The organism is Rhodosalinus halophilus (assembly GCF_003298775.1).
In the GTDB taxonomy this organism is placed as follows: domain Bacteria; phylum Pseudomonadota; class Alphaproteobacteria; order Rhodobacterales; family Rhodobacteraceae; genus Rhodosalinus; species Rhodosalinus halophilus.
The window spans coordinates 14,193-36,801 of record NZ_QNTQ01000015.1; the positions used below are offsets into that span (position 1 = coordinate 14,193).

Annotated in this window: 19 protein-coding genes; 11 read left to right on the plus strand and 8 right to left on the minus strand. The window is 69.3% G+C overall.

Annotated elements, in window-relative coordinates; all coding sequences use genetic code 11:
• Nucleotides 1-49: 49 nt before the first annotated feature.
• On the minus strand, nucleotides 50-832 hold the full coding sequence (gene xth, locus DRV85_RS14820) for an exodeoxyribonuclease III (protein WP_113290260.1): 783 nt from the start codon (nucleotides 830-832) through the stop codon (nucleotides 50-52).
• A gap of 9 nt (nucleotides 833-841) precedes the next feature.
• On the minus strand, nucleotides 842-2,518 hold the full coding sequence (locus DRV85_RS14825) for an NAD+ synthase (protein ID WP_113290261.1): 1,677 nt from the start codon (nucleotides 2,516-2,518) through the stop codon (nucleotides 842-844).
• A 152-nt stretch (nucleotides 2,519-2,670) separates the two neighbouring features.
• Between DRV85_RS14825 and DRV85_RS14830 the strand changes: the two genes are divergently transcribed.
• The 3 genes from DRV85_RS14830 (at nucleotide 2,671) to DRV85_RS14840 (ending at nucleotide 6,031) form a co-directional block, all read left to right on the plus strand.
• Nucleotides 2,671-4,143 carry an MORN repeat-containing protein gene (locus tag DRV85_RS14830; protein WP_113290367.1) on the plus strand — a complete coding sequence of 491 codons (1,473 nt, stop codon included), beginning with the start codon at nucleotides 2,671-2,673 and terminating at the stop codon, nucleotides 4,141-4,143.
• 56 nt (nucleotides 4,144-4,199) lie between these two features.
• Entirely contained in the window at nucleotides 4,200-5,420 is a 1,221-nt protein-coding gene (locus DRV85_RS19710) for a PhnD/SsuA/transferrin family substrate-binding protein (RefSeq protein WP_275401726.1), read from the plus strand.
• Nucleotides 5,421-5,560: 140 nt separating this feature from the next.
• Nucleotides 5,561-6,031 (plus strand): DsrE family protein, encoded by a 471-nt coding sequence (locus tag DRV85_RS14840; protein ID WP_113290262.1) that lies wholly within the window; start codon nucleotides 5,561-5,563, stop codon nucleotides 6,029-6,031.
• A 36-nt stretch (nucleotides 6,032-6,067) separates the two neighbouring features.
• On the opposite strand, the gene DRV85_RS14845 is transcribed toward DRV85_RS14840, so the two are convergent.
• Both DRV85_RS14845 and DRV85_RS14850 read right to left on the minus strand, forming a co-directional pair.
• Nucleotides 6,068-7,594 (minus strand): cryptochrome/photolyase family protein, encoded by a 1,527-nt coding sequence (locus DRV85_RS14845; RefSeq protein WP_199525961.1) that lies wholly within the window; start codon nucleotides 7,592-7,594, stop codon nucleotides 6,068-6,070.
• Complete coding sequence (locus DRV85_RS14850; protein ID WP_113290368.1) at nucleotides 7,591-8,256, minus strand: SDR family NAD(P)-dependent oxidoreductase; 666 nt, start codon at nucleotides 8,254-8,256, stop codon at nucleotides 7,591-7,593. Before DRV85_RS14850 ends, DRV85_RS14845 begins: the two co-directional genes overlap by 4 nt.
• 279 nt (nucleotides 8,257-8,535) lie before the next feature.
• On the opposite strand from DRV85_RS14850, the gene DRV85_RS14855 reads away from it, so the two are divergent.
• Nucleotides 8,536-10,104: a 2-isopropylmalate synthase gene (locus tag DRV85_RS14855; RefSeq protein ID WP_113290264.1), complete on the plus strand. Its 1,569-nt coding sequence runs from the start codon at nucleotides 8,536-8,538 to the stop codon at nucleotides 10,102-10,104.
• 233 nt (nucleotides 10,105-10,337) lie between these two features.
• Here the strand turns inward: DRV85_RS14855 and DRV85_RS14860 are convergent, their stop codons facing one another.
• Nucleotides 10,338-10,811, minus strand: a complete 474-nt coding sequence (locus DRV85_RS14860) for an RrF2 family transcriptional regulator (RefSeq protein WP_113290265.1) — start codon at nucleotides 10,809-10,811, stop codon at nucleotides 10,338-10,340.
• A gap of 163 nt (nucleotides 10,812-10,974) precedes the next feature.
• Here DRV85_RS14860 and DRV85_RS14865 point away from each other — a divergent pair, with 163 nt between their 5' ends.
• The 7 genes from DRV85_RS14865 to DRV85_RS14890 are packed head-to-tail and all read left to right on the plus strand — an operon-like array spanning nucleotide 10,975 to nucleotide 19,629.
• On the plus strand, nucleotides 10,975-13,191 hold the full coding sequence (locus DRV85_RS14865) for a NosR/NirI family protein (RefSeq protein WP_113290266.1): 2,217 nt from the start codon (nucleotides 10,975-10,977) through the stop codon (nucleotides 13,189-13,191).
• The gene (nosZ, locus tag DRV85_RS19225) at nucleotides 13,184-15,127 is read left to right on the plus strand and encodes a TAT-dependent nitrous-oxide reductase (protein ID WP_158540170.1); all 1,944 of its coding nucleotides are present in this window, start codon (nucleotides 13,184-13,186) and stop codon (nucleotides 15,125-15,127) included. Before DRV85_RS14865 ends, nosZ begins: the two co-directional genes overlap by 8 nt.
• A gap of 2 nt (nucleotides 15,128-15,129) precedes the next feature.
• Nucleotides 15,130-16,467 (plus strand): nitrous oxide reductase family maturation protein NosD, encoded by a 1,338-nt coding sequence (locus DRV85_RS14870; RefSeq protein WP_199525963.1) that lies wholly within the window; start codon nucleotides 15,130-15,132, stop codon nucleotides 16,465-16,467.
• Nucleotides 16,436-17,329: an ABC transporter ATP-binding protein gene (locus DRV85_RS14875; RefSeq protein WP_113290268.1), complete on the plus strand. Its 894-nt coding sequence runs from the start codon at nucleotides 16,436-16,438 to the stop codon at nucleotides 17,327-17,329. Before DRV85_RS14870 ends, DRV85_RS14875 begins: the two co-directional genes overlap by 32 nt.
• Nucleotides 17,326-18,147 (plus strand): ABC transporter permease, encoded by an 822-nt coding sequence (locus DRV85_RS14880; RefSeq protein WP_113290269.1) that lies wholly within the window; start codon nucleotides 17,326-17,328, stop codon nucleotides 18,145-18,147. The genes DRV85_RS14875 and DRV85_RS14880 overlap by 4 nt, the downstream gene beginning before the upstream one ends.
• A complete protein-coding gene (locus tag DRV85_RS14885) occupies nucleotides 18,144-18,713 on the plus strand; it encodes a nitrous oxide reductase accessory protein NosL (protein WP_113290270.1) in 570 nt (189 codons plus the stop codon). Before DRV85_RS14880 ends, DRV85_RS14885 begins: the two co-directional genes overlap by 4 nt.
• Nucleotide 18,714: 1 nt before the next feature.
• The gene (locus DRV85_RS14890; RefSeq protein WP_199525965.1) at nucleotides 18,715-19,629 is read left to right on the plus strand and encodes an FAD:protein FMN transferase; all 915 of its coding nucleotides are present in this window, start codon (nucleotides 18,715-18,717) and stop codon (nucleotides 19,627-19,629) included.
• A gap of 27 nt (nucleotides 19,630-19,656) precedes the next feature.
• On the opposite strand, the gene cydX is transcribed toward DRV85_RS14890, so the two are convergent.
• The 3 genes from cydX to DRV85_RS14905 are packed head-to-tail and all read right to left on the minus strand — an operon-like array spanning nucleotide 19,657 to nucleotide 22,574.
• The gene (gene cydX, locus DRV85_RS14895) at nucleotides 19,657-19,785 is read right to left on the minus strand and encodes a cytochrome bd-I oxidase subunit CydX (RefSeq protein ID WP_113290271.1); all 129 of its coding nucleotides are present in this window, start codon (nucleotides 19,783-19,785) and stop codon (nucleotides 19,657-19,659) included.
• Nucleotides 19,786-19,797: 12 nt separating this feature from the next.
• Nucleotides 19,798-20,958 (minus strand): cytochrome d ubiquinol oxidase subunit II, encoded by a 1,161-nt coding sequence (gene cydB / locus DRV85_RS14900; RefSeq protein ID WP_113290272.1) that lies wholly within the window; start codon nucleotides 20,956-20,958, stop codon nucleotides 19,798-19,800.
• A 5-nt stretch (nucleotides 20,959-20,963) separates the two neighbouring features.
• A complete protein-coding gene (locus DRV85_RS14905) occupies nucleotides 20,964-22,574 on the minus strand; it encodes a cytochrome ubiquinol oxidase subunit I (protein ID WP_113290273.1) in 1,611 nt (536 codons plus the stop codon).
• Nucleotides 22,575-22,609: the final 35 nt, after the last annotated feature.

The following is a 22,609-nucleotide window of genomic DNA, read 5'->3' on the forward strand; positions in this document are numbered from 1 at the left end:
ACTCGCGCGCAGTCTAGCAGCTTCGCGCCGCGGCGCAGCAGCCCGCGGCTCAGGCGTCGAGGTCGATCCAGACAGGGACGTGGTCGGAGGGCTTCTCGCGCCCGCGCAGGGCCGTCTCGATGCCGGCGCCGGTCATCAGGTCCGCCGCTTCGGGCGAGAGCAGCAGGTGGTCGATGCGAATGCCGTTGTTCCGGCCCCAGGCGTTACCCTGATAGTCCCAGAAGGAATAGTGCCCGCCGCCTTGCACCCGCGCGCGGAAAGCTTCCGTATAGCCCAGATGCAGGATGCGCCGGAAGGCGGCGCGCGTCTCGGGCAGGGCGAGGGCGTCGTCCTTCCACGCCTCGGGCTTCGCCGCGTCCTCGTCTTGCGGGATCACGTTGTAGTCGCCGCCCAGCACGACCGGTTCCTCCAGCTCCAGAAGTTCGGCCGCGCGCGCCTTCATCCGCTCCATCCAGGCGAGCTTGTAGTCGTATTTCGGACCCGGCGCCGGATTGCCGTTGGGCAGGTAGAGGCCAGCGACCCGCACGGCCGTCCTGTCGCCGATCACGGTCGCCTCGATCCAGCGCGCCTGATCGTCGCTCTCGTCGCCGGGCAGGCCGCGAGCCACGTCCTCGAGCGGCAGGCGCGACAGGATCGCCACGCCGTTGAAGCTCTTCTGCCCGTGCGTCTCCACGCGGTAGCCGCGCTCTTCGAAGAGTTCGCGCGGGAAGTTCTCGTCGAGCGACTTGATCTCCTGCAGCAGCACGACCTCCGGCGTCGCCTCGTCCAGCCAGTCGCAGAGCGACTGATGCCGCGCCTTGATGCCGTTGATGTTGAAGGTGGCGATGCGCATGGGCTGTCCTCAGGGCGTGCCGCGGTTCGTGGCGCCGTCGCGCCAGCGGTTGACGATCGGATAGCGCCGGTCGAGCCAGAACGCCCGCTTCGACAGCCGCGTGCCCGGGGCGGACTGGAAGCGCTTGTACTCGCTGACGTAGATCAGATGCTCGATGCGCGAGGCTTCGGCCCGGTCGAAGCCCGCCGCCACGCAGTCCTCGATGGAGCCGTCGCGGTCCACGAGGATTTCCAGCATCGCGTCGAGATGTTCGTAGTCAGGCAGCGAGTCGCTGTCGCGCTGGTCGGCGCGCAGCTCGGCCGAGGGCGGCTTGGAGATCACGCGCGACGGGATCACCTCGCCCGCGGGGCCCTTCATCCAGGCGCGGTGGTTGGCGTTGCGCCAGCGCGCGGCGGCGAAGACGCGGGTCTTGTAGAGATCCTTGAGCGGGTTGTAGCCGCCCGCCATGTCGCCGTAGATCGTGGCGTAGCCGACCGCGACCTCTGACTTGTTGCCAGTGGTGAGCAGCATCTCGCCGAACTTGTTCGAGAGCGCCATCAGCAGGAGCCCGCGCAGGCGCGACTGCAGGTTCTCCTCGGTGATGTCGGGCGGCAGGTCGCCCATGAGCGGCGCCAGCGCCTCGGTCACCGCGGCGCGCGGGCCGGAGATCGGCAGCTCGTCGAGCCGCGTGCCGAGCCGTTTCGCCACGCCGGCGGCGTCCTCGAGCGAGACGGGCGAGGTGTATTCCGACGGCAGCATCACGCAGCGCAGGTTCTCGGGTCCGAGCGCGTCGGCGGCCACCGCCGCGACCATCGCGCTGTCGATCCCGCCCGAGAGGCCGAGGAGCGCCTTCCCGAACCCGGATTTGCGCATGTAGTCGCGCAGGGAGACGACCATCGCGTGATAGTCCTGTTCGAGCGACTCCGGCACATGCGCCCGCGCGCCCGGCTCCGCCCGCCAGCCTTCCGGCCCGCGCTCGAAGTCGACATGCGCGAGCGCCTCCTCCATCACCGGGAGCTGCAGCGCCACGGAGCAGTCGGGGTTGAGCACGAAACTGCCCCCGTCGAAGACTTGGTCGTCCTGACCGCCCACCATGTTGAGATAGACCAGCGGCAGCCCGGTCTCCACCACGCGGGCGACCATGTGGTTGAAGCGCACCTCGAGCTTGTCGCGGTAGTAGGGCGAGCCGTTTGGCACCAGAAGCACCTCGGCGCCGGTCTCCGCGAGGGTCTCGGCCACGTCGGGATACCAGGCGTCCTCGCAGACCGGGGTACCGAGGCGCATCGGCCCCACCGCGTAGGGCCCCGAGATCGGGCCGGCGGTGAAGGTGCGCATCTCGTCGAAGACGAGGTAGTTGGGCAGGTGGTGCTTGAGCGCGGTGGCCGCGATGCGGCCCTCCTTCAGCACGAACCAGGCATTGTGCAGCTGCGTGCCCTCGAGCCAGAGGCCCCCGATGCCCAGCGCCGGTCCGTCGGCGCAGTCCCGCGCCAGCGCCTCGATCTCGCGCAGGCAGGCGGCCTGGAACGCCGGCCGCAGCACCAGATCCTGCGGGTTGTAGCCGGTCAGGAACATCTCCGGCAGCGCGACCATGTCCGCTCCGGCCGTGCGGCCCTGCGCCCAGGCCTCGCGCGCGCGGGCGGCGTTGCCCGCGAGATCGCCCATCACCGGGTTGAACTGCGCGAGCGTGAGGCGGAAACGGTCGGTCATGGCTTTGGCCGGGCTCCTCGGAATGCGCCCTGATCTAGCAGATCGGCGGCCGAGGGAAAGCGGGTTGCGGCAAAAGGCGTTGTCTCGCGCGGGGCGGTCCTTTAGGTTTTCGGAACCGAGGCAGACCAATGCGCGCAGGGCGGATTCCGATCATGACCGAGACAAGCAGGCGCCTTGCGGCGCTTCTGGCGGGTATGCTCCTTATGGCGGGCGCGGCGGCGGCGCAGGAGGGCGCGGCCGACGCGGACCCCGAGGCCGAGGGCGCGGTCCGCACCAAGCAATACGACGACGGCGGCGTCTACGAGGGCACCTTCCGCGACGGCCTGCAGCACGGGCGCGGCACCTACCGGCTGCCCAACGGCTACGAGTATACCGGCGAATGGGTCGACGGCGAGATCCGCGGCGAGGGTGTCGCGCGCTTTCCAAACGGCTCGGTCTACGAGGGCACCTTCGCCAAGGGCAAGCCCGACGGCGTCGGCAAGATCACCTTCGCCGACGGCTCGACCTACGAGGGCACCTGGGTCGACGGCAAGATCACCGGACAGGGGGTCGCGGTCTATGCCAACGGTACCCGCTACGAGGGCGGCTTCCGCAACGCCATGCACCACGGCCGCGGCACCATGACGGCGCCCAACGGCTACGTGTACCAGGGCGACTGGGTGAACGGCGTCAAGGAAGGGCAGGGCAAGATCACCTATCCCGACGGCGCCGTCTACGAGGGATCGGTCGTGCGCGGCGCGCGCGAAGGGATGGGCACGCTCACCATGCCCGACGGCCTGATCTACGAGGGTCTCTGGCAGGACGGCCAGATTCACGGCGAGGGCAAGCTCGTCCAGCCCAACGGCGACGTCTACGAAGGCGAACTGGTCAACGGCCGGCGCGAGGGCGAGGGCAAGGTCACCTACGCCAACGGCGACGTCTACGAGGGCGAGTTCGAGAACGACCAGCGGCAGGGGCAGGGCACCTTCATCGGCGCCGACGGCTACCGCTACGAAGGCTCCTGGGTCGCGGGACAGATCGAGGGCGAGGGCGAGGTCACCTATCCCGACGGCTCGGTCTACACGGGCGAGTTCCGCGAGGGCCTGGCGAACGGGCAGGGCAGGATCACCTACCCGGACGGGTCCACCTACGAAGGCGAATGGGTGGACGGCGTCATTCAGGGCGAGGGGCGCGCGACCTATCCCAACGGGCTGGTTTACGAGGGCGAGTTCGAGAACGCCCGCAACCACGGGCAGGGGGTGATGACCTATCCCGACGGCTACCGCTACGAGGGCGAGTGGCAGGACGGCCAGCGCCACGGTCAGGGCACGGCCACCTATCCCGACGGCACCGTCTACGTCGGCCAGTTCGTCGACGGCCAGCGCCACGGCGAGGGCCGGATCGAGATGCCCGACGGCTTCACCTACGAGGGCGAGTGGACCGAAGGCCGCATCGAGGGCGAGGGTGTCGCCCGCTACCCGCGCCGCGACGACGCCGGCGAGATCACCGGCTACGACGTCTATGAGGGGCAGTTCGTCGATGGCCGGCGCCAGGGCGAGGGCACGATGCGCTACGCCAGCGGGGAGGAGGAGAGCGGCGAATGGGTCAACGGCGCGCTGAGCCGGGAGGAGGCGGTGGCCGACTGACGGAGTCTCGGAAGCGCCGTCGCCGGTCTGGAGGAGGCTGGCTGCGCGCGATAGCGGTGGCACTTTGCCTGGCGTCCGGCGGGACGGTCGCAAAGACCCAGGCGCCCGAGTTCGGAGCCGGCACAATCCCGGCGGAGGAAGTGCGCATCGGCGTGCTCGCGCATCGCGGCTGGGGCAGCGAAGCCGCGCCCTGGGAGCCGCTTGCGGACTATCTGGACGCACGTCTGCCCGGACGCTCCGTGCGCCTCGTTCCCGTCACGCTCAGCTCCGCCGGCCCGCTGATCGACCGGGGCGGGCTGCACTTCCTCGTCACCAATCCGGGCCATTACATCGCGCTGTCCGCCGAGCGCCGGCTCAGCGTCATCGCCACTCGGGCACGGCGCCTCTCGGACGGAAGCTTCGCCACGGAGTTCGGCAGCGCGATCGTCGTGCGTGCCGACAGCGCGCTCGCCACGCTCGAGGACGCGGCCGGCGCACGCGCCGCGGCGGTGGACCCGCGCGCCTTCGGCGGCTACCGGCTGGCGTGGCAGGCCTTCATGGAACGCGGGATCGACCCGGCGAAGGACTTCGCCGAGCTTGCCTTCATGGGCTTCCCGCAGGACCGGATCGTCGAGGCGGTGCTGGCGGGCGAGGCGGACCTCGGTATCGTGCGCAGCGGCCTGCTCGAGCGCATGGAGGCCGAGGGGGCGGTGCCCGAGGGCGCGCTGCGCGTGCTGAACGCCAATGTCACCTACACCTACCCGGAACGGGTGAGCACGCGGCTCTATCCGGAGTGGCCGTTCCTCGCCATGGGCGGCACCGAGCGCGCGCTGCGCGATCGGGTGGCGCTCGCCCTGCTCTCGGCGGAGGCGGCGGCGCCGGACCTGGCCTTTCGCTGGAGCGCGCCGGTCAGCTACCGGGACGCCCGGCAACTGCACGAGAGTTTTCTTTCGCATCGCTCCGCGGCGGCGGCCTCGCCCCGGAGCCTCTGGATCGCCGGCGCCGGAGCGCTGGCGGCGCTTGTCGGGCTCGCCCTGCTCTGGCGCATCCGGCGTGCGCGCACGGCCGCGCCAGCCGTGCCGGCGGAATCGGCCGCCGACCCGATGGCCGGCCTCACCCGGCGCGAACGGCAGGTGCTGGAGCGCATCGCAGAGGGCGGCTCGACCAAGGAGATTGCCAACGCGCTGGGCATCAGCCCGAAGACGGTGGAGTTCCATCGCTCCAACCTTCTGCGCAAGTTCGACGCCCGCAACGCCGCGCAGCTCGTCGCCGCGCTCAAGGGGCGCGAGGCCTCCTGACCGGGCCACCTGGGGAAAACCCGGGGCGTTTTCAGAGGCAAAACGAGGGAGTCTCCGAAGCGGCGAAGCGTCGCAGGTGGGCCTAGGCTGACCTTCACCGGAGCCGGCTCCGGCCGATATCAGAAGAGGGAGGAGGACCGATGACACGTTTTGCAACCCTGCTCGGGAGCCTGCGCGCCGCCGCGCTGGCGCTCGCCGCGCTGGTGCTGATGACGGGCGGCGCGGCCGCCGAGGGCTACGCGCAGCAGAAGGTGGTCTATCACGTCAACTACAACGGCGGGGAAGATTACCGCGCCTATCGCGGCGCGATGCGCAACATCCAGAACCACATCAACGCGGTGGGCGCGGAGAATCTCGAAACCCGCGTAATTCTGCACGGCAACGGGGTGGGGCTTCTGAAGGCGGCCAGGACGGACGACCGTCTGCAGACCACCGTGGCCTCGCTCAAGTCGCAGGGCGTGAGCTTCAATGTCTGCGCCAACACGCTGCGCGGACGCGACATCGACCACGAAGCGGATCTCTACGATGTCTGGGAGGAGGACATCGTGCCCTCGGGTGTCGCGCATCTGTCGCATCTGCAGGCGCAGGGCTACACCTACATCAAGCCCTGATGCCCGGGCCGCGGGCGGCTCCGCGCCGCCCGCGGGCTACACCGTTTCGCCCGCGTCAATGCGATCGAGGAAATCCCGAGCCTCGGCCAGCACCGTCGCCCGGCGGTCTTCGTCCATCCGGTCCCAGGTGCGATACATCTGCGCCATGCGCGGATTGCCCTCGAAGCGCGCGCGGTGCCGGTCGAGGAAATGCCAGTAGAGCAGGTTGAAGGGGCAGGCCCCCTTGCCCGTCTTCTTCGTCACCGAATAGGCGCAGGACCGGCAGTAGTCCGACATCCGGCTGATGTAGGCGCCCGAACTCACATAGGGCTTCGAGGCGATGATCCCGCCGTCGGCGAACTGGCTCATGCCGATGACGTTGGGCGCCTCGACCCACTCGTAGGCGTCGGCGTAGACCTCCAGATACCATTCGTGCACCTGGTGCGGCTCCACGCCCGCCAGCAGCGCGAAGTTGCCGGTCACCATGAGGCGCTGGATGTGGTGGGCATAGGCCTCGTCCCGGGTCTGCTCGACGGCCTTCGCCAAGCAGCGCATCCGCGTCTCGGCGCCCCAGTAGAAGGCCGGCAGGGCGCGGGCGTGTCCGAGCACGTTGCGCGTGACGTAGTCCGGCCCCTCGCGGAAGTAGATCCCGCGCACGTATTCGCGCCAGCCCAGGATCTGACGGATGAACCCCTCGACCGCGTTGATAGGGGCGTGGCCCTCGCGCCAGGCCGCTTCGGCCGCCTCGCAGACCTCGCGCGGCTCCAGAAGCCCCGCGTTGAGATAGAGCGAGATCACCGCGTGATAGAGGAAGCGGTGGTTGTCCAGCATCGCGTCCTGATAGTCGCCGAAGCGGGGCAGGGCGTCGGCCACGAAGCGGTCGAGCGCCTGCAGGGCCTGCGCGCGGTCCGTGGCGAACCAGAAGGGTCGCAGACGCCCGAAGTTCGACGGAAACGCCCGCTCCACCAGGTCGAGCACCTCGGACACCGTCTCGTCGGGCTCGAAGCGCAGCGGCCCCTCGATCGCCACCTCGTCGGGGGCGGGCTTGCGGTTTTCGTGATCGAAATTCCACTGCCCGCCCGCGGGATTCGCCCCCTCCATCAGCAGGCCCGTCGCGCGCCGCATCTCGCGGTAGAAGTATTCCATCCGCAGCGACTTGCGCCCCTCGGCCCAACGGTCGAAGTCGGCGTGGCTGGCCAGAAAGCGCCGGTCCTCCAGCAGATGAACCTTGAGCGGGCAGTGCTGCAGCGCGCGGATCAGCCGCCATTCGCCCGGCTCGGTGGCCAGCACCTCCTGCGCGCCGGTTTCCTCCGCGCGCCGCAGCAGCTCGCCGCAGATGCTGCCGGCGTTCGCCGGGTCGTCCAGCCGGGTGTAACGCACGTCCCATCCCGCGTCGCGCAGCGTATCGGCGAACTTGCGCATCGCCGCGAAGAGGAAGGCGATCTTCTTCGGATGGTGGCGCACATAGGTCGCCTCGTCGCGGACCTCGGCCATCACCACCACGTCACGGGTTCGATCGGCCGCGTCGAGCGCCGCGAGCCCTTCGCAGAGCTGATCGCCCAGGACAAGGACGAGCCGTCTCACCACGGGATCTCGCGCCCCGCGTAGTCGAAGAATCCGCCCGATTGCGCAGGCTTCAGCCCCTCGACTACCTCCAAGAGCCGCCCTGCGGCCTCTGCCGGCGACACGGTGGGATGATCGCCCACGAATTTCTCGGTGAGTGGCGTCGCCACCGTGCCGGGATGCAGGGCTGCGACGATCGCCTCGCGGTGGGTGCGCGCAAGTTCGATCGCGGCGGTGTGCAGCATCTGGTTCAGCGCAGCCTTGGCCACCCGGTAGGAGTACCAGCCGCCCTTGCCGTTGTCGCCGATCGAGCCCACACGCGCCGAGAGCGCGGCGAAGACCGCCCGCTCGCGCCGCGGCATCAGGTGGCGCGCGTGCTTGAGCACCAGGGCGGGTCCGAGGCAGTTGACCGCGAACTGATCCACCAGCGCCCTGGGCTCCAGCTCCTTGAGGCTCTTTTCGGGGCCCTTGCCGTTGAGCTCGAGCGCGCCGGTCGCCACGAAGATCAGATCGAAGGGGCCGTCGAGCCGCGCGAGGCCCGCCTCGACCGCGTTCTCGTTGGTCACGTCGAAGCCGTCACGCGCGCGCGACAGCGCGGTGACGCCTGCGCCGCGCCGCGCGAGTTCTTCGGCGAGCGCCGCGCCGATCCCGCCGGTCGCGCCGACGACGAGTGCCTGTCGAATTGCCATGCGCGGCAGCTAAGCCGGCGCCTCGAGCGGTCAATGCCGCCGGTCTGCGGCGGTGCAGCGTAACTCGGGGGTTTTCTCGCATCGCAAAACGCGTATAACGGCGGCATGTGGACCGAAGGCCATACCGCTCCCCAGCCGCGTGCCGCCCTGGCGCCCGCGCTCGGCCTTCTGCTGCTCCTTAGCCGCCTCTGAGCGTGCCCTTCGGCGCGACCGCTCAGAGGAATCCGTGCCGCGCCGGACAGAGCTAAGGACAAAACCGAAGAGACCAGAGCAATGACCGACAAGACCGGACAGGACCGCGTCCTGATCTTCGACACGACGTTGCGCGACGGCGAGCAGAGCCCCGGCGCCACCATGAGCCACGCCGAGAAACTGGAAATCGCCGAGCTCCTCGACGAGATGGGCGTGGACATCATCGAGGCCGGCTTTCCGATCGCCTCCGAGGGGGATTTCCGCGCCGTGAAGGAAATCGCCGAGCGCTCCCGCGACGCGGTGATCTGCGGCCTCGCGCGTGCCAACCTCCAGGATATCGACCGCTGCTGGGAGGCGGTGCGACACGCCGAGCGGCCGCGCATCCACACCTTCATCGGCACCTCGCCCCTGCACCGGGACATCCCCAAGCTCAGCAAGGACGAGATGGCCGAGCGCATCCACGAGACGGTGACGCACGCCCGGAACCTCTGCGACAACGTGCAGTGGTCGCCGATGGACGCCACGCGGACCGAATGGGACTACCTCAAGCGCGTGGTCGAGATCGCGATCAAGGCCGGCGCCACCACGATCAACATCCCCGACACCGTGGGCTACACCGCTCCGGTCGAATCGGCCGACCTGATCCGCCGGCTGATCGCCGAGGTGCCGGGCGCCGACGAGATCGTCTTCGCCACGCACTGCCACAACGACCTCGGCATGGCGACGGCGAATGCGCTGGCCGCCGTGGCGGGCGGCGCGCGGCAGATCGAGTGCACGATCAACGGCCTGGGCGAGCGCGCGGGCAACACCGCGCTCGAAGAGGTCGTGATGGCGCTGAAGGTGCGCAACGACATCATGCCGTGGAGCACCGGCGTGGACAGCACCAAGATCATGAACATCTCGCGCAAGGTCGCCACGGTCTCGGGCTTTCCGGTGCAGTACAACAAGGCGATCGTCGGCAAGAACGCCTTCGCGCACGAATCGGGCATCCACCAGGACGGGATGCTCAAGAACGCCGAGACCTTCGAGATCATGCGCCCCGAGGATATCGGGCTGGCCTCCACGAGCCTCGTGCTGGGCAAGCATTCGGGCCGCGCGGCGCTGCGCGCCAAGCTGGAGGAACTCGGCTACAAGCTGGCCGAGAACCAGCTCAAGGATGTCTTCGTGCGCTTCAAGGAGCTGGCCGACCGCAAGAAGGAGGTCTACGACGAGGACATCGTCGCGCTGATGCGCGCGGGCGAGGACGCCGCCAACGATCACCTCGTGATCCAGTCGCTGCGTGTGGTCTGCGGCACGGGCGGGCCGGCAGAGGCCGAGCTCGCGATGACCGTCGGCGGCGCCGAGAAGCAGGCGACGGCCCGCGGCGACGGCCCGGTGGATGCCACCTTCAAGGCCGTGCGCGAGATCTGGCCCAACGATGCGCGGCTCGAGCTCTACCAGGTGCATGCCGTGACCGAAGGCACCGACGCGCAGGCCACCGTCAGCGTGCGGCTGGAAGAGGAGGGCAACATCGCCACCGGCCAGTCGGCCGATACCGACACGGTCGTGGCCTCCGCCAAGGCCTACGTCAACGCGCTCAACCGGCTCATCGTGCGCCGCGGACGGCTGGGGCAGGACCAGAAGGAGATCAGCTACAAGGATGTGAGCTGACCTCCGTTCGGCCGGACGAAAAGGGGAAGGCGCCGTCTCCGGCGACAGCGGCCGCCTTCCCTGTTCGATGGACGCGAGCCGTGGCGGTTCGGACGGGGTGCGGACGGCCACGCAGTCAGTGCGCGCGAGCTGGGCTGTCCTGCGGCGTCGCCCATGTCGGGTGATTGATGTGTCAGATCGTTACGTCGGTCTGAGGCCATCCTGAACCAGAGGCTCGGGAGTGCCGTGGCGCGTCACGCCTGCGGGCCGGGGCGGTCGGTCTGCCGAGGAGGCGGGACGCTGATGCCGAGGCGGGCGGCGACCTGGTCGGGGCCGATCACGATGTCGGCCAGCGTATGGCGGTCCAGTACCTCGAGCATCGCGTCGATCGACTCGCGCAGGATCGGCGGAAGCTGACAGATGCCCGTGATGCGGCAGGCGTTGTCGGGGCGGAAGCATTCCACGAGCGCGAAATCAGGCTCGGTCTGACGGATCACGTCCCCAAGGCCGATGTCCTCGGGCGGACGAGCCAGCCGGAAGCCGCCGCCGCGCCCGCGCGTGCCCTCCAGAAACTTCGCCCGCGTGAGCGCGCGCACCACCTTCTTCAGATGCGCGGCCGAGATGCCGTAGAGCCGGGCCGCGTCCTCGACCGTCACGTTCCGGCCCGGCGTGCTGGCCGCCAGGATCAGCACCCTGATCGCGTAGTCGGAGAAGGTCGTGAGGCGCATGAGGGCCTCCTTTTCTTCTTTCCGCAGCGTCGCATCGGACCCAAGCGCCCGGCGCGATGACGCCCCTGCGTAACGAGGAAAAAGAACATTCTCGTTGATCCTGATCAAAGTCGCCGGGGCGGGGGTCTGCGATGTGGATGTCCGAGAATTAAGGGTATCCAAGATGATCTTTACTGCCCGCCCGGTCCGACGCACGATCCGCAGCGCCGTCCTCGCGGCCGCCTTCCTCTGTATGGCGGCGCTCTCGGCCGTCGCGCAGGCGCCCGTGCTGGCCCGCTTTCTCGACGAGGTGCCGCCGGCCGAGCTCGTGGCGGGCGCCGATGCCTATGGCCCGCTGCACGAGGATCTGCCAGTGGCTCCCGTGCTCGACGACGGGGAAACCGTCGCCTGGGCCTTCGTCACTTCCGACTTCGTGGGCACCACCGGATATTCCGGCAAGCCCATCCACGTCATGGCCGCGGTGAACGACGCGGCGCAGGTGACTGGCGTCAAGCTCGTCGAGCATGCCGAGCCCATCGTGCTGATCGGCATCCCCGAGGCCAGGATGGCCCGTCTCACGGAGGATTACGCGGGCCTCGACCTCGTGGCCGAAGCGGAGACGGGTGGCGAGGCGCACGACCTCGAGATCATCTCCGGCGCCACCGTCACCATCATGGTGATCGACGACTCCATCGTGCGCGCAGGCCTCAAGGTCGCCCGCGCGCTGGGCCTCGGCGGGCTCGCGCCGCGGGTGGATACCGGCCCGCAGGCCGAGATCGATCCCGATGCCGCGCCGCCGCAGGACTGGGCCGAGGCCGAGGGCGACGGCACGATCCGCCGCCTGACGCTGGACGCAGGCCAGGTGAACGCGGCCTTCGAGGCGCTCGGCGACCCGCGCGCCACCGAACGGCCCGTGGGCGACAGCCCCGAAGAGACCTTCATCGACATGCATGCGGCGCTGGTCAGCGTGCCCGCGATCGGCCAGGCGCTGCTGGGCGAGCGGGAATACGCCAACCTGCAGGACTGGCTGGAAGAGGGCGAGCACGCGATCCTCGTCGCGGGCCGGGGGCTCTATTCCTTCAAGGGCTCGGGCTATGTGCGCGGCGGCATCTTCGACCGGATCGTTCTGGTGCAGGACGATGCCTCGGTGCGCTTCCGCGACCGCGGGCACCGGCGGCTGGGCGGCATCGCGCTCTCCGGTGCGCCGTCCTTCGAGGAGGTGGACCTCTTCAAGATCCCCGCCGACGCGGAGTTCGACCCGACCGAGCCGTGGCGGCTGCAACTGCTGGTGCAGCGCGAGGTCGCGGCGCTGGAACGGCTCTTCGTGACCTTCGACCTGGGCTACGACCTGCCCGAGCGGTTCGAGCAGCCCGTCGCGTCGCCCGCCGAGCCTTCGCAGGTGGCGCTCGCCAAGGCGGGTGCAGAGGAAAGCGCGGCGCAGGCCGAGCTCTGGAAGCGGATCTGGCGCGACAAGACGGTCGAGATCGCGGGCGTGATCGCCATGCTCACCGTGCTGACCGGCGCCTTCTTCTTCCAGAACCTGCTCACCCGTAGCGCCCGCGCCGTCGACCTCTTCCGCCTCGGGTTCCTGACTGTCACGCTGGTCTTCCTCGGCTGGTATGCCAACGCGCAGCTTTCGGTCGTCAACCTGATGGCGCTGGCCGGTTCGCTCGCGTCCGGCTTCAGCTGGCAGGCCTTCCTGCTCGACCCGCTGACCTTCATCCTGTGGTTCTCGGTTGCCGCCGCGCTGATCTTCTGGGGGCGGGGGGCCTATTGCGGCTGGCTCTGCCCCTTCGGCGCGCTGCAGGAGCTGACCAACCGCATCGCCCGCAGGCTGCGCGTGCCCCAATGGGAGCTTCCCTGGGGCCTGCACGAGCGGCTCTGGCCGATCAAGTACATGATCTTCCTGGGGCTCTTCGCGGTCACGCTGGTGTCGATCGAGACCGCCGAGAAGCTGGCCGAGGTCGAGCCCTTCAAGACGGCGATCATCCTCAACTTCATGCGCGCCTGGCCCTTCGTGCTCTACGCGCTGGTGCTGCTCTTCATCGGGCTCTTCGTCGAGCGCTTCTTCTGCCGCTACCTCTGCCCGCTGGGCGCAGGCCTGGCGATCCCGGCGCGGCTGCGGATGTTCGACTGGCTCAAGCGCTACCGCGAGTGCGGCAACCCCTGCCAGACCTGCGCCAACGAATGCCCGGTGCAGGCCATCCACCCCGAGGGTCAGATCAACCCGAACGAGTGCATCAACTGCATGCACTGCCAGGTGCTCTACCACTCGGAAACGAAATGTCCGGTCGTCATCCGCCAGCTCAAGCGGCGGGAGAAGGCCGCGGCCGGCGCGGCGGACCTCGACCGCGCGATCCAGAACCATCCCAACCAGAAGAAAGGGAAAGTCCATGTCTGATCGGGACAAGAAGACCGGCGTCAGCCGCCGCGGCCTGCTGGGCGCGACGGCGGGGGGCGCCGCACTGCTGGGGGCGGGCGGCGCACGCCTTGCGATGATGGGCGGCGCGGCCGCGGGCGTCACGGCGGCCACCGCCGGCAGCGCAAGTGCCGCGACCGACGCCGTGTCGCTCGCGCCGGGCGAGCTCGACGAATACTACGGCTTCTGGTCCTCGGGCCAGACCGGCGAGCTGCGCATCCTGGGCTTCCCGTCCATGCGCGAGCTGATGCGCGTGCCGGTGTTCAACCGCTGCTCGGCCACCGGCTGGGGCCAGACCAACGAGAGCCTCGCGGTCCTCGAAGAGGGGATGCTGCCCGAAACCAAGGCCTTCCTCGCCGCGCAGGGCAAGCGGGTGCACGACAACGGCGACCTGCACCACCCGCACATGTCGTTCACCGACGGCACCTACGACGGCCGCTACCTCTTCATGAACGACAAGGCGAACACGCGCGTGGCGCGGGTGCGCTGCGACGTGATGAAGTGCGACAAGATCATCGAGATCCCGAACGCCAAGGCGATCCACGGCCTGCGCCCGCAGAAGGTCCCGCGCACCGGCTACATCTTCGCCAACGGCGAGGACGAGGTGCCGATGGTCAACGACGGCTCGGTGCTCGACGAGCCCGACAAGTACGTCAACTTCTTTACCGCCATCGACGGCGACACGATGGAGATCGCCTGGCAGGTGATCGTGTCGGGCAACCTCGACAACACCGACTGCGACTATCAGGGCAAATACGCCTTCTCGACCTCCTACAACTCGGAAATGGGCATGACCCTGGCCGAGATGACGGCGAACGAGATGGACCACGTGGTCATCTTCAACCTCGCCGAGATCGAGAAGGGCATCGCGGCCGGCGACTACACCGAGATGAACGGCGTCAAGGTGATCGACGGGCGCAAGGGGCAGAACAAGAAGTACACCCGTTACGTGCCCATCCCCAACAGCCCGCACGGCATCAACACCGCGCCGGACGAGCGCCACGTCTGCGTGGCGGGCAAGCTGTCGCCCACCGTCTCGGTGCTCGACGTGACCAAGTTCGACGCGCTTTTCGACAGCGACGCCGACCCGCGCTCGGTCGTGGTGGCGGAGCCGGAACTGGGCCTCGGGCCGCTTCACACCGCCTTCGACGGGCAGGGCAACGCCTTCACCACGCTCTTCCTCGACAGCCAGGTGGCGAAGTGGAACATCGAGAAGGCGATCCGCGCCTACAACGGCGAGGACGTCAACCCGCTCATCTCAAAGGTGGACGTGCACTATCAGCCCGGCCACAACAGCACCACGATGGGCGAGACGAAGGAGGCCGACGGTCGCTGGCTGCTGTCGCTCAACAAGTTCTCGAAGGACCGCTTCCTCAACGTCGGCCCGCTCAAGCCCGAGAACGAGCAGATCATCGACATCTCGTCCGACGAGATGCAGGTGGTGCACGACGGCCCGACCTTCGCCGAGCCGCATGACGCGATCCTCGTGCGGCGCGACATCGTGAACCCGGTCAACGTCTGGGACCGCAACGACCCGATGTGGGCCGCCACCCGCGCCCAGGCCGAGGCCGACGGCGTGAACATCGACGAATGGGCCGACACGGTGATCCGCGACGGCAACAAGGTGCGGGTCTACATGACCTCGCAGGCGCCGATGTTCTCGCTCGACAAGTTCGAGGTGACCGAGGGCGACGAGGTCACGGTGATCATCACCAACCTCGACGACATCGACGACCTGAGCCACGGCTTCACGCTGAACAACCACGGCGTCGCCATGGAGCTTTCGCCGCAGCAGACGGCGTCGGTGACCTTCACGGCCGCCAAGCCGGGCGTCTACTGGTACTACTGCCAGTGGTTCTGCCACGCGCTCCACATGGAGATGCGCGGCCGGATGCTGGTGCGGCCGCGGGGAACCTGACCGTGGCGCGCGTCCGCATCCTCATCGCGGGCCTCCTCGTCCTCGTTGCCTGTGCGGCGGGGGCGGCGGAGCGCGTCGTGCAGCCGGGCGCGGGCGCGCTGGTCCAGGCCGTCGCCGGGGCCGCCCCCGGCGACGTGCTGATCCTTGCGCCGGGCCGTCACGACGGCCCGGTGACTCTCAACAAACCGCTGACCCTCGACGGTCGCGGCGCGGCGATCGTCGACGCCGGCGGCGAGGGCAGCGTGATCACCGTGACCGCGCCTGACGTGACCGTGCGCGGCCTCGAACTCGTGGGCTCGGGCTCGTCGCACGAAGGCATCGACTCTGGCGTGCAGCTCACGCAGGACGCCACCGGCGCCCGCGTGCTGGACAACCGCATCCTCGGCAACCTCTACGGCGTGGACATCCACGGCGCGAAGGGCAGCCTCGTGCAGGGCAACACCATCGTCGGGCGCCGCGACCACCGGATGAACGACCGCGGCAACGGGGTCTATGTCTGGAACGCGCCGGGCGCCGAGGTGGCGGAGAACGACATCCGCTACGGCCGCGACGGCATCTTCACCAATGTCTCGCGCGACAACGTCTTTCGCGACAACCTCTTCCGCGACCTGCGCTTCGCGGTGCACTACATGTACACCCACGGCGGCGAGGTGACGGGCAACGTCTCGATCGGCAATCACCTCGGCTACGCGCTGATGTTCTCCGACCGGATCACGGTGCGCGGCAACCTCTCGCTGGGCGACCGCGACCACGGGCTGATGCTGAACTACGCCAACAGTGCGGACGTCGTGGGCAACCTCGTGCGCGGCGGGCAGGAGAAGTGCACCTTCATCTACAACGCGCACAAGAACCTGATCGCGAACAACCGCTTCGAGGGCTGCGGCATCGGCGTGCATTTCACCGCCGGGTCCGAGCGCAACGCGCTCACCGGCAACGCCTTCGTCGGCAACCGCACGCAGGTGAAATACGTGGGCTCCCGCCATGTCGAGTGGAGCCTGGAGGGGCGCGGCAACTACTGGTCGGATCACCCGGCCTTCGACCTCGACAGCGACGGCATCGCCGACAGCCCGTTCCGCCCGAACGACCTGATGGATCACATCCTGTGGTCGCAGCCGGCGGCGGCGCTGCTCACCGGCGCGCCGGCCGTGCAGCTCATCCGCTGGAGCCAGGCGAGCTTCCCGGCGACCCTGCCGGGCGGCGTGCTGGACAGCCACCCGCTCACCCGCCCCGTCGAGATCCCGGTGCCCCCGGAGATCGCGGCGCTGGAGGCGGACTCCCGTCCCGACGGGGGCGACAAAGGACAGGACGATGACGAGTTTGATCCTCTCGCGGCTCACTAAGACCTTCGGGCGCGAGACTGCGCTGGACGACGTGAGCCTGAGCGTCGCACCGGGCGAGCGCGTGGCGCTGCTGGGCCATAACGGTGCGGGCAAGTCCACGCTGATGAAGATCGTGCTGGGCCTGATCCCGGCCGACGCAGGCACCGTCGAGGTGCTGGGCGAGGCGCCGGGCAGCACGCGCGCCCGCACGCAGGTGGCCTATCTGCCCGAGAACGCGGCGTTTCACCCCTCGCTCACGGGCGAGGAGCAGATGGGCCTCTACCTCCGGCTCAGGGGCGAGTCGCCGCGCGAGGCGCGACCGCTGCTCGACCGTGTGGGGCTGGGGGCCGCCGCGACGCGGCGGATCGGCACCTATTCCAAGGGGATGCGGCAGCGTGTGGGGCTTGCGCAGGCGCTGATCGGGCGGCCCCGCCTGCTGATCCTCGACGAACCGACCAGCGGCCTCGACCCCGTCTCGCGGCGCGAGTTCTATGCGATCCTCGACGATCTGGCGGCCGACGGTGCGGGCATCCTCCTTTCGAGCCACGCGCTCACGGAAGTGGAGGCACGGACCGACCGCATTGTGATCCTGTCGAAGGGCGTGGTCGTGGCGGACGACACGCTGGCCGGCCTGCGCCGCAACGCGGCCCTGCCCACGCGGCTGCAGATCGCCGCGCGCCCCGGCGCCGCCGACGAGGTGGCCGCGGCGCTGCAGGCCGGGCGGCGCAACGGCGTCACCGTCGATCTGGTCTGCGAGGCCGACGAAAAGCTGGACCGCCTGGGCCGCATCGCCGCGCTGGGACCCCTCGTCGAGGACGTGGAGATCATCCCGCCCAGCCTCGAGGACATCTACGACCACTACAGCCGGAGGGAGAGCCGATGACCGCCGCACTCGGACTTGCGGGCTGCGAGTTCCGCATCGCGCTCAGGAACCGCTGGGTCGCCATCGTCATCGCCATGATGGCGCTCTTCGCGCTCGTGCTCTCTGCCGCGGGCAGCGCGCCCACCGGCGAGTTGGGCGCCGACAGCCTGTCCGTCACGGTGGCGAGCCTGACGAGCCTTGCCGTCTACCTCGTGCCGCTCGTGGCGCTGCTGATGTCCTTCGACGCCATCGCGGGCGAGGTCGAGCGGGGCACGCTGCCGCTCCTGCTGACCTATCCGGTCTCGCGCGGTCGCGTGCTCCTCGGCAAGGCGGCGGCGCATCTCGCCACGCTCGCCATCGCGCTGGCCGTGGGCTACGGGCTGGCCGCCGGGGCGGCCTTCGCGGTGGACGCCGACGCGGCGCAGGGGCTTCCCGCGCTCTGGCGGCTCTTCTGGTCCTCGCTGCTGCTGGGTGCGAGCTTTCTCGGGATCGGCTATGCCCTCTCGGCGGTCGCGCGCCGCCCCGGTGCGGCGGCCGGGCTCGCCATCGGGCTCTGGTTGGTGCTGATCGTGCTCTACGACCTGGGGCTTCTGGCGGCGGTGGTCGCGGACGGGGGCGGGGCCTTTACGACCGAGGTCTTCCCCTGGCTGCTGCTGGCCAATCCGGCCGACGCCTTCCGCCTCTTCAACCTCGCCTCCTCCGAGGCCACCGCGGCCGCCGCGGGCATCAGCGGCGCGGCCAACGCCATCCCGGCGTGGCAGGCGCTGGTGTCGATCGGGCTCTGGCCGGCCGCGGCCTTCGCTCTCGCCCTTCTCGCCTTTCGCAAGGTCACGCCATGAAACGCCTTCTCCTTCTTTCCGTCCTTCCGCTCGCCCTGCTCGCGGGCTGCAAGGAAGAACAGGTCGCCACGCCCCAGCCCGTCGCGATGACCGACGAGGCGCTGGGCCACTACTGCCAGATGAACCTGACCGAGCACGCCGGACCCAAGGCGCAGGTGCATCTGGCCGGTGCGCCCGCGCCGCTCTTCTTCTCGCAGGTGCGCGACGCGATCTCGTATCAGCGGATGCCCGAGCAGAGTCACGCGATCACCGCGATCTACGTCAACGACATGGCCCGCGCGCCAAGCTGGAAGAACCCCGGCACCGAGAACTGGATCGCCGCCGAGGATGCGCATTTCGTCGTCGGCTCGCAGCGCGTGGGCGGGATGGGGGCGGCTGAACTGGTGCCCTTCTCCGACCCACAGGCCGCGGCGGATTTCGCCGAACTGCACGGCGGGCGCGTCCTGCGGCTGGCCGAGATCGCGGACGACGCGGTGCTCGCGCCGGAGGACAAGCCGGCCGCCGAGCCGGAGACACAGGATTACCGGGAGCGGCTGCGCCAGCTCTCCGCGGGACGGGAGGGCTGAGATGCCGGGACTGACACGACGCCGCTTTCTTTCGATCAGCGCGGCGACGGCTGCATTGACGACGGCCGGGGTGGCACCGGCCGCGCCGCTGCGCCACTGGCAGGGCAGCGCCTTGGGCGCGCGGGCGACGATCACCCTCGCGCACCCGGACGGCGCGCGCATCGCCGCCCGCGCCTTTGCCGAGATCGACCGCCTGGAGGACATCTTCAGCCTCTACCGCGCCGGTTCCGCACTCTCGCGCCTCAACCGGGAGGGCCGGCTCGACGCGCCGCCCCTCGAGTTGCTGGAGTGCCTCGGCCTCAGCGGTGCGGTGCATCGTGCGACGGGCGGGCGCTTCGACCCGACAGTGCAGCCGCTCTGGGATCTGCACGCTCGCGCCCATGCCGCCGGCGGCCCGCCCGCGGCAGAGGACATCGCCAGCACGCTCACGAATGTCGGCTGGGACGGGGTGACGCTCGCACCCGAGGCCGTGACGCTCCGCCCCGGCATGGCGCTCACGCTGAACGGGATCGCGCAGGGCTACATCGCCGACCGCATCGCCGCGCTGCTGCGCGCGGAAGGGCTGTCCGAGGTGCTGGTCGATACCGGCGAACACCACGGCGTCGGCGGCGACTGGCCGGTGACGCTCACCTCGGACGCGGGCGCCGAGGGGCAGGTGAGGCTGCGGGACCGGGCGCTGGCAAGCTCCGCGCCCCTTGGCACCGTGTTCGACCGAGCCGGCGCGGCGGGCCATATCCTCGACCCGCGCACCGGGCGGCCGGCGGCGCCGCGCTGGCGGCTGGTCAGCGTGACGGCGCCGCAGGCGGCGCTTGCCGACGCGCTCAGCACCGCGATGGTGCTGATGGACCGCGACGGCATGCGCCAGGCGTTCGCCGCCTTTCCGCAGGCGCGGCTCGCGGCGGCGAAGCCTGCCTGAGCCGCGGCCGACGCGGCGGCGGGCGCGTCAGCCGCGCGTGCCCTCCTCGCCGTCCTCGGTAAGCCGCGCGTCCTCGCGCAGCTCCAGCCACATTGCATTGAGCACGGCGAACATCGCCGCGAGGGGCAGGCCGAGAAGCCAGGCGAAATACCACATGGCGCGTCTCCTTCAGTAGCTGTGGCCGGGGCCGGTGACGTCCTCTTCGGTCACCTTGCCCCAGAGGACTTTGTAGACCCACGCCGTGTAGGCGAGGATCAGCGGCATGAAGATCGCCGTCGCCACCAGCATCACGAAGAGCGTCAGATGCGACGACGAGCTGTCCCAGACGGTCAGCGAGCTCGACGGGTCCACGGTCGAGGGCAGGATGAAGGGAAACATCGTCAGCCCCACCGAGGCGATGATCCCGGTGATCGCCATCTTCGACCAGAGGAGCGTCGAGACCTCGCGCCCGGCGCGCAGCCCCGCAACGGCGAGGAGGATGCCGAGGAAGCCCATCACCGGCGCCACGACGATCCAGGGCCGCTCGGTGTAGGCCGAGAGCCAGCTGCCGCTGCGCTCGACCTCGGAGAAGAGCGGGTTGGAGGGGCCGTCGCGCACGATCTCGCCCACTATCCGGTAGCCATCGATCCCGAAGCCGAGCCAGACCCCGGCGAGCGCATAGCCCACGAGGGCGACCAGCCCGGCGACCGTGCCGTAGCGCCGTGCCCGCTCCGCCACCGCGCCCTCGGCCTTGAGCGAGAGCCACGCCGCGCCGTGCATCAGCAGCATGGCGAGCGAGACGACCCCCGCGAGCAGCGCGAAGGGCCGCAGCAGGCCGAGGAACTTGCCGTAGAAGCTGCCGTCGTAAACCGAGAAGAGATCCTCGGTCAGGTAGAAGGGCACGCCGAGCAGCACGTTGCCCACGGCCACGCCGAACAGCAGCGCCGGCACCGCACCGCCCACGAAGAGCGCCCAGTCCCAGCCGTTGCGCCAGCGCGCGTCCTCGCGCTTGGAGCGGTACTTGAAGGCGACGGGCCGCAGGATGAGCGCCGCGAGCACCGCGAACATCGCCAGGTAGAAGCCCGAGAAGCTCACCGCGTAGAGCGGCGGCCAGGCGGCGAAGATCGCGCCGCCGCCCAGGATGAACCAGACCTGGTTGCCCTCCCAGACGGGGCCGACGGTGTTGATGGCGATGCGGCGCTCCACATCCGTCCGGGCGACGAAGGGCAGGAGCGCGCCCACCCCCATGTCGAAGCCGTCGGTGAGCGCGAAGCCGATCAGCAGCACGCCCAGAAGCGCCCACCAGATCACGCGCAGGATCTCGAAATCGATCAGTTCATGCAGGATCATGGCCGTCACTCCGCAGGGGTCGCGAACGGGCCCTGGCCGTCATGCGTGCGCAGACGGTGGGCATGCCGTTCCATCCATCTTTCCGTTTCCTCCACGTCCTCGACCGGGCCGCGGCGGATGTATTTCAGCATCAAGGCCATCTCGATCACGAAGAGGACCGAGTAGAAGAGCACGAAGCCCGCCAGCGTGATCAGCAGGTCCTGAACGCTCAGGTGGCTGGCCGAGAGCGCGGTGGGCAGCACCCCGTCCACGGTCCAGGGCTGGCGGCCGTATTCCGCCACGAACCAGCCGAGCTCCGCCGCGATCCAGGGCGTCGGGATGATCGCCACCGCCAGCCAGAGCGCGGGCCGCGGGAAGCGCATGCCGCGGAAGTTGGCCTGCACGAAGAAGTAGCCCATCACCGCGATGAAGGCGAAGCCGAGCCCCACCATGATTCGGAACGCCCAGAAGAGCGGCGCGACGCCCGGGATCGTGTCCTCGGCGGCCATGGCGATCTGGGCGTCGGTCGCCTCGCGCGGGTCCTCGACGTACTGCTTGAGCAGGAAGGCGTAGCCGAGGTCGTCGGAATGCGCCTCGAACCGCTCGCGCAGCTCGGGCGTGACCGCGCCGCGGTTCTCGCGGATCTCCATGAGCGCGTCGTAGGCGATAAGGCCGTTGCGGATGCGCTCGGCCGATTCCGCCTCGAGCTCGTTGATGCCGGGGATCTCCTGGGTGAGCGAGCGGGTGCCGATCAGCCCCATCGCCCAGGGGATCTCCACCTTGTAGTGGGTCTCGCGCGCCTCCTTGTCGGGCAGGCCGACGGCGGTGAAGGGCGCGGGCGCCTCGTGGGTCTCCCACATCGCCTCGATGGCGGCGAGCTTCATCTTCTGTGTGTGGGTGGCTGAGTAGCCCGACTCGTCGCCCAGCACGACGACCGAGAGCGCCGAGGCGAGGCCGAAGGACGCCGCCACAGTGATCGAGCGCCGGGCGAGCTCCACGTGCCGGCCCTTCAGCAGGTACCAGGCCGAGACGCCGAGCACGAAGACCGCCGCGGTGACGTAGCCCGCCGAGACGGTGTGGACGAACTTCGCCTGCGCGACCTCGTTGAAGACGACCTCGAAGAAATTCGTCATCTCCATGCGCATCGTCTCGGGGTTGAAGACGGCGCCCACAGGGTTCTGCATCCAGCCGTTGGCGATCAGGATCCACAGCGCCGAGAAGTTGGAGCCGAGCGCGACGAGCCAGGCGACGACCATGTGCTGCACCTTGGTCAGCTTGTCCCAGCCGAAGAAGAACAGCCCCACGAAGGTCGCCTCGAGGAAGAAGGCCATCAGCCCCTCGACCGCGAGCGGCGCGCCGAAGATGTCGCCGACGTAGTGGCTGTAGTAGCTCCAGTTCATCCCGAACTGGAACTCCATGGTGATGCCGGTGGCGACGCCGAGCACGAAGTTGATGCCGAAGAGCGTGCCCCAGAACTTGGTCATCTGCCGCCAGATGGGACGGTTCGTCATGACATAGACCGTCTCCATGATCGCCACGATCACCGAGAGGCCGAGCGTCAGGGGCACGAAGAGAAAGTGGAACATCGCTGTCGCCGCGAATTGCAGGCGCGACAGCTCCACCACATCGAGTTCCATCGCCGACTCCTCTTTGCTGTCGCGGGAAAGGTATC

Bases quoted from the DNA above. Each gene is read 5' to 3' on its own strand.
- xth (WP_113290260.1), bottom strand. From the start codon at position 832: ATGCGCATCGCCACCTTCAACATCAACGGCATCAAGGCGCGGCATCAG.
- DRV85_RS14825 (WP_113290261.1), bottom strand. From the start codon at position 2,518: ATGACCGACCGTTTCCGCCTCACGCTCGCGCAGTTCAACCCGGTGATG.
- DRV85_RS14830 (WP_113290367.1), top strand. From the start codon at position 2,671: ATGACCGAGACAAGCAGGCGCCTTGCGGCGCTTCTGGCGGGTATGCTC.
- DRV85_RS14840 (WP_113290262.1), top strand. From the start codon at position 5,561: ATGACACGTTTTGCAACCCTGCTCGGGAGCCTGCGCGCCGCCGCGCTG.
- DRV85_RS14855 (WP_113290264.1), top strand. From the start codon at position 8,536: ATGACCGACAAGACCGGACAGGACCGCGTCCTGATCTTCGACACGACG.
- DRV85_RS14860 (WP_113290265.1), bottom strand. From the start codon at position 10,811: ATGCGCCTCACGACCTTCTCCGACTACGCGATCAGGGTGCTGATCCTG.
- DRV85_RS14865 (WP_113290266.1), top strand. From the start codon at position 10,975: ATGATCTTTACTGCCCGCCCGGTCCGACGCACGATCCGCAGCGCCGTC.
- nosZ (WP_158540170.1), top strand. From the start codon at position 13,184: ATGTCTGATCGGGACAAGAAGACCGGCGTCAGCCGCCGCGGCCTGCTG.
- DRV85_RS14875 (WP_113290268.1), top strand. From the start codon at position 16,436: ATGACGAGTTTGATCCTCTCGCGGCTCACTAAGACCTTCGGGCGCGAG.
- DRV85_RS14880 (WP_113290269.1), top strand. From the start codon at position 17,326: ATGACCGCCGCACTCGGACTTGCGGGCTGCGAGTTCCGCATCGCGCTC.
- DRV85_RS14885 (WP_113290270.1), top strand. From the start codon at position 18,144: ATGAAACGCCTTCTCCTTCTTTCCGTCCTTCCGCTCGCCCTGCTCGCG.
- DRV85_RS14890 (WP_199525965.1), top strand. From the start codon at position 18,715: ATGCCGGGACTGACACGACGCCGCTTTCTTTCGATCAGCGCGGCGACG.
- cydX (WP_113290271.1), bottom strand. From the start codon at position 19,785: ATGTGGTATTTCGCCTGGCTTCTCGGCCTGCCCCTCGCGGCGATGTTC.
- cydB (WP_113290272.1), bottom strand. From the start codon at position 20,958: ATGATCCTGCATGAACTGATCGATTTCGAGATCCTGCGCGTGATCTGG.
- DRV85_RS14905 (WP_113290273.1), bottom strand. From the start codon at position 22,574: ATGGAACTCGATGTGGTGGAGCTGTCGCGCCTGCAATTCGCGGCGACA.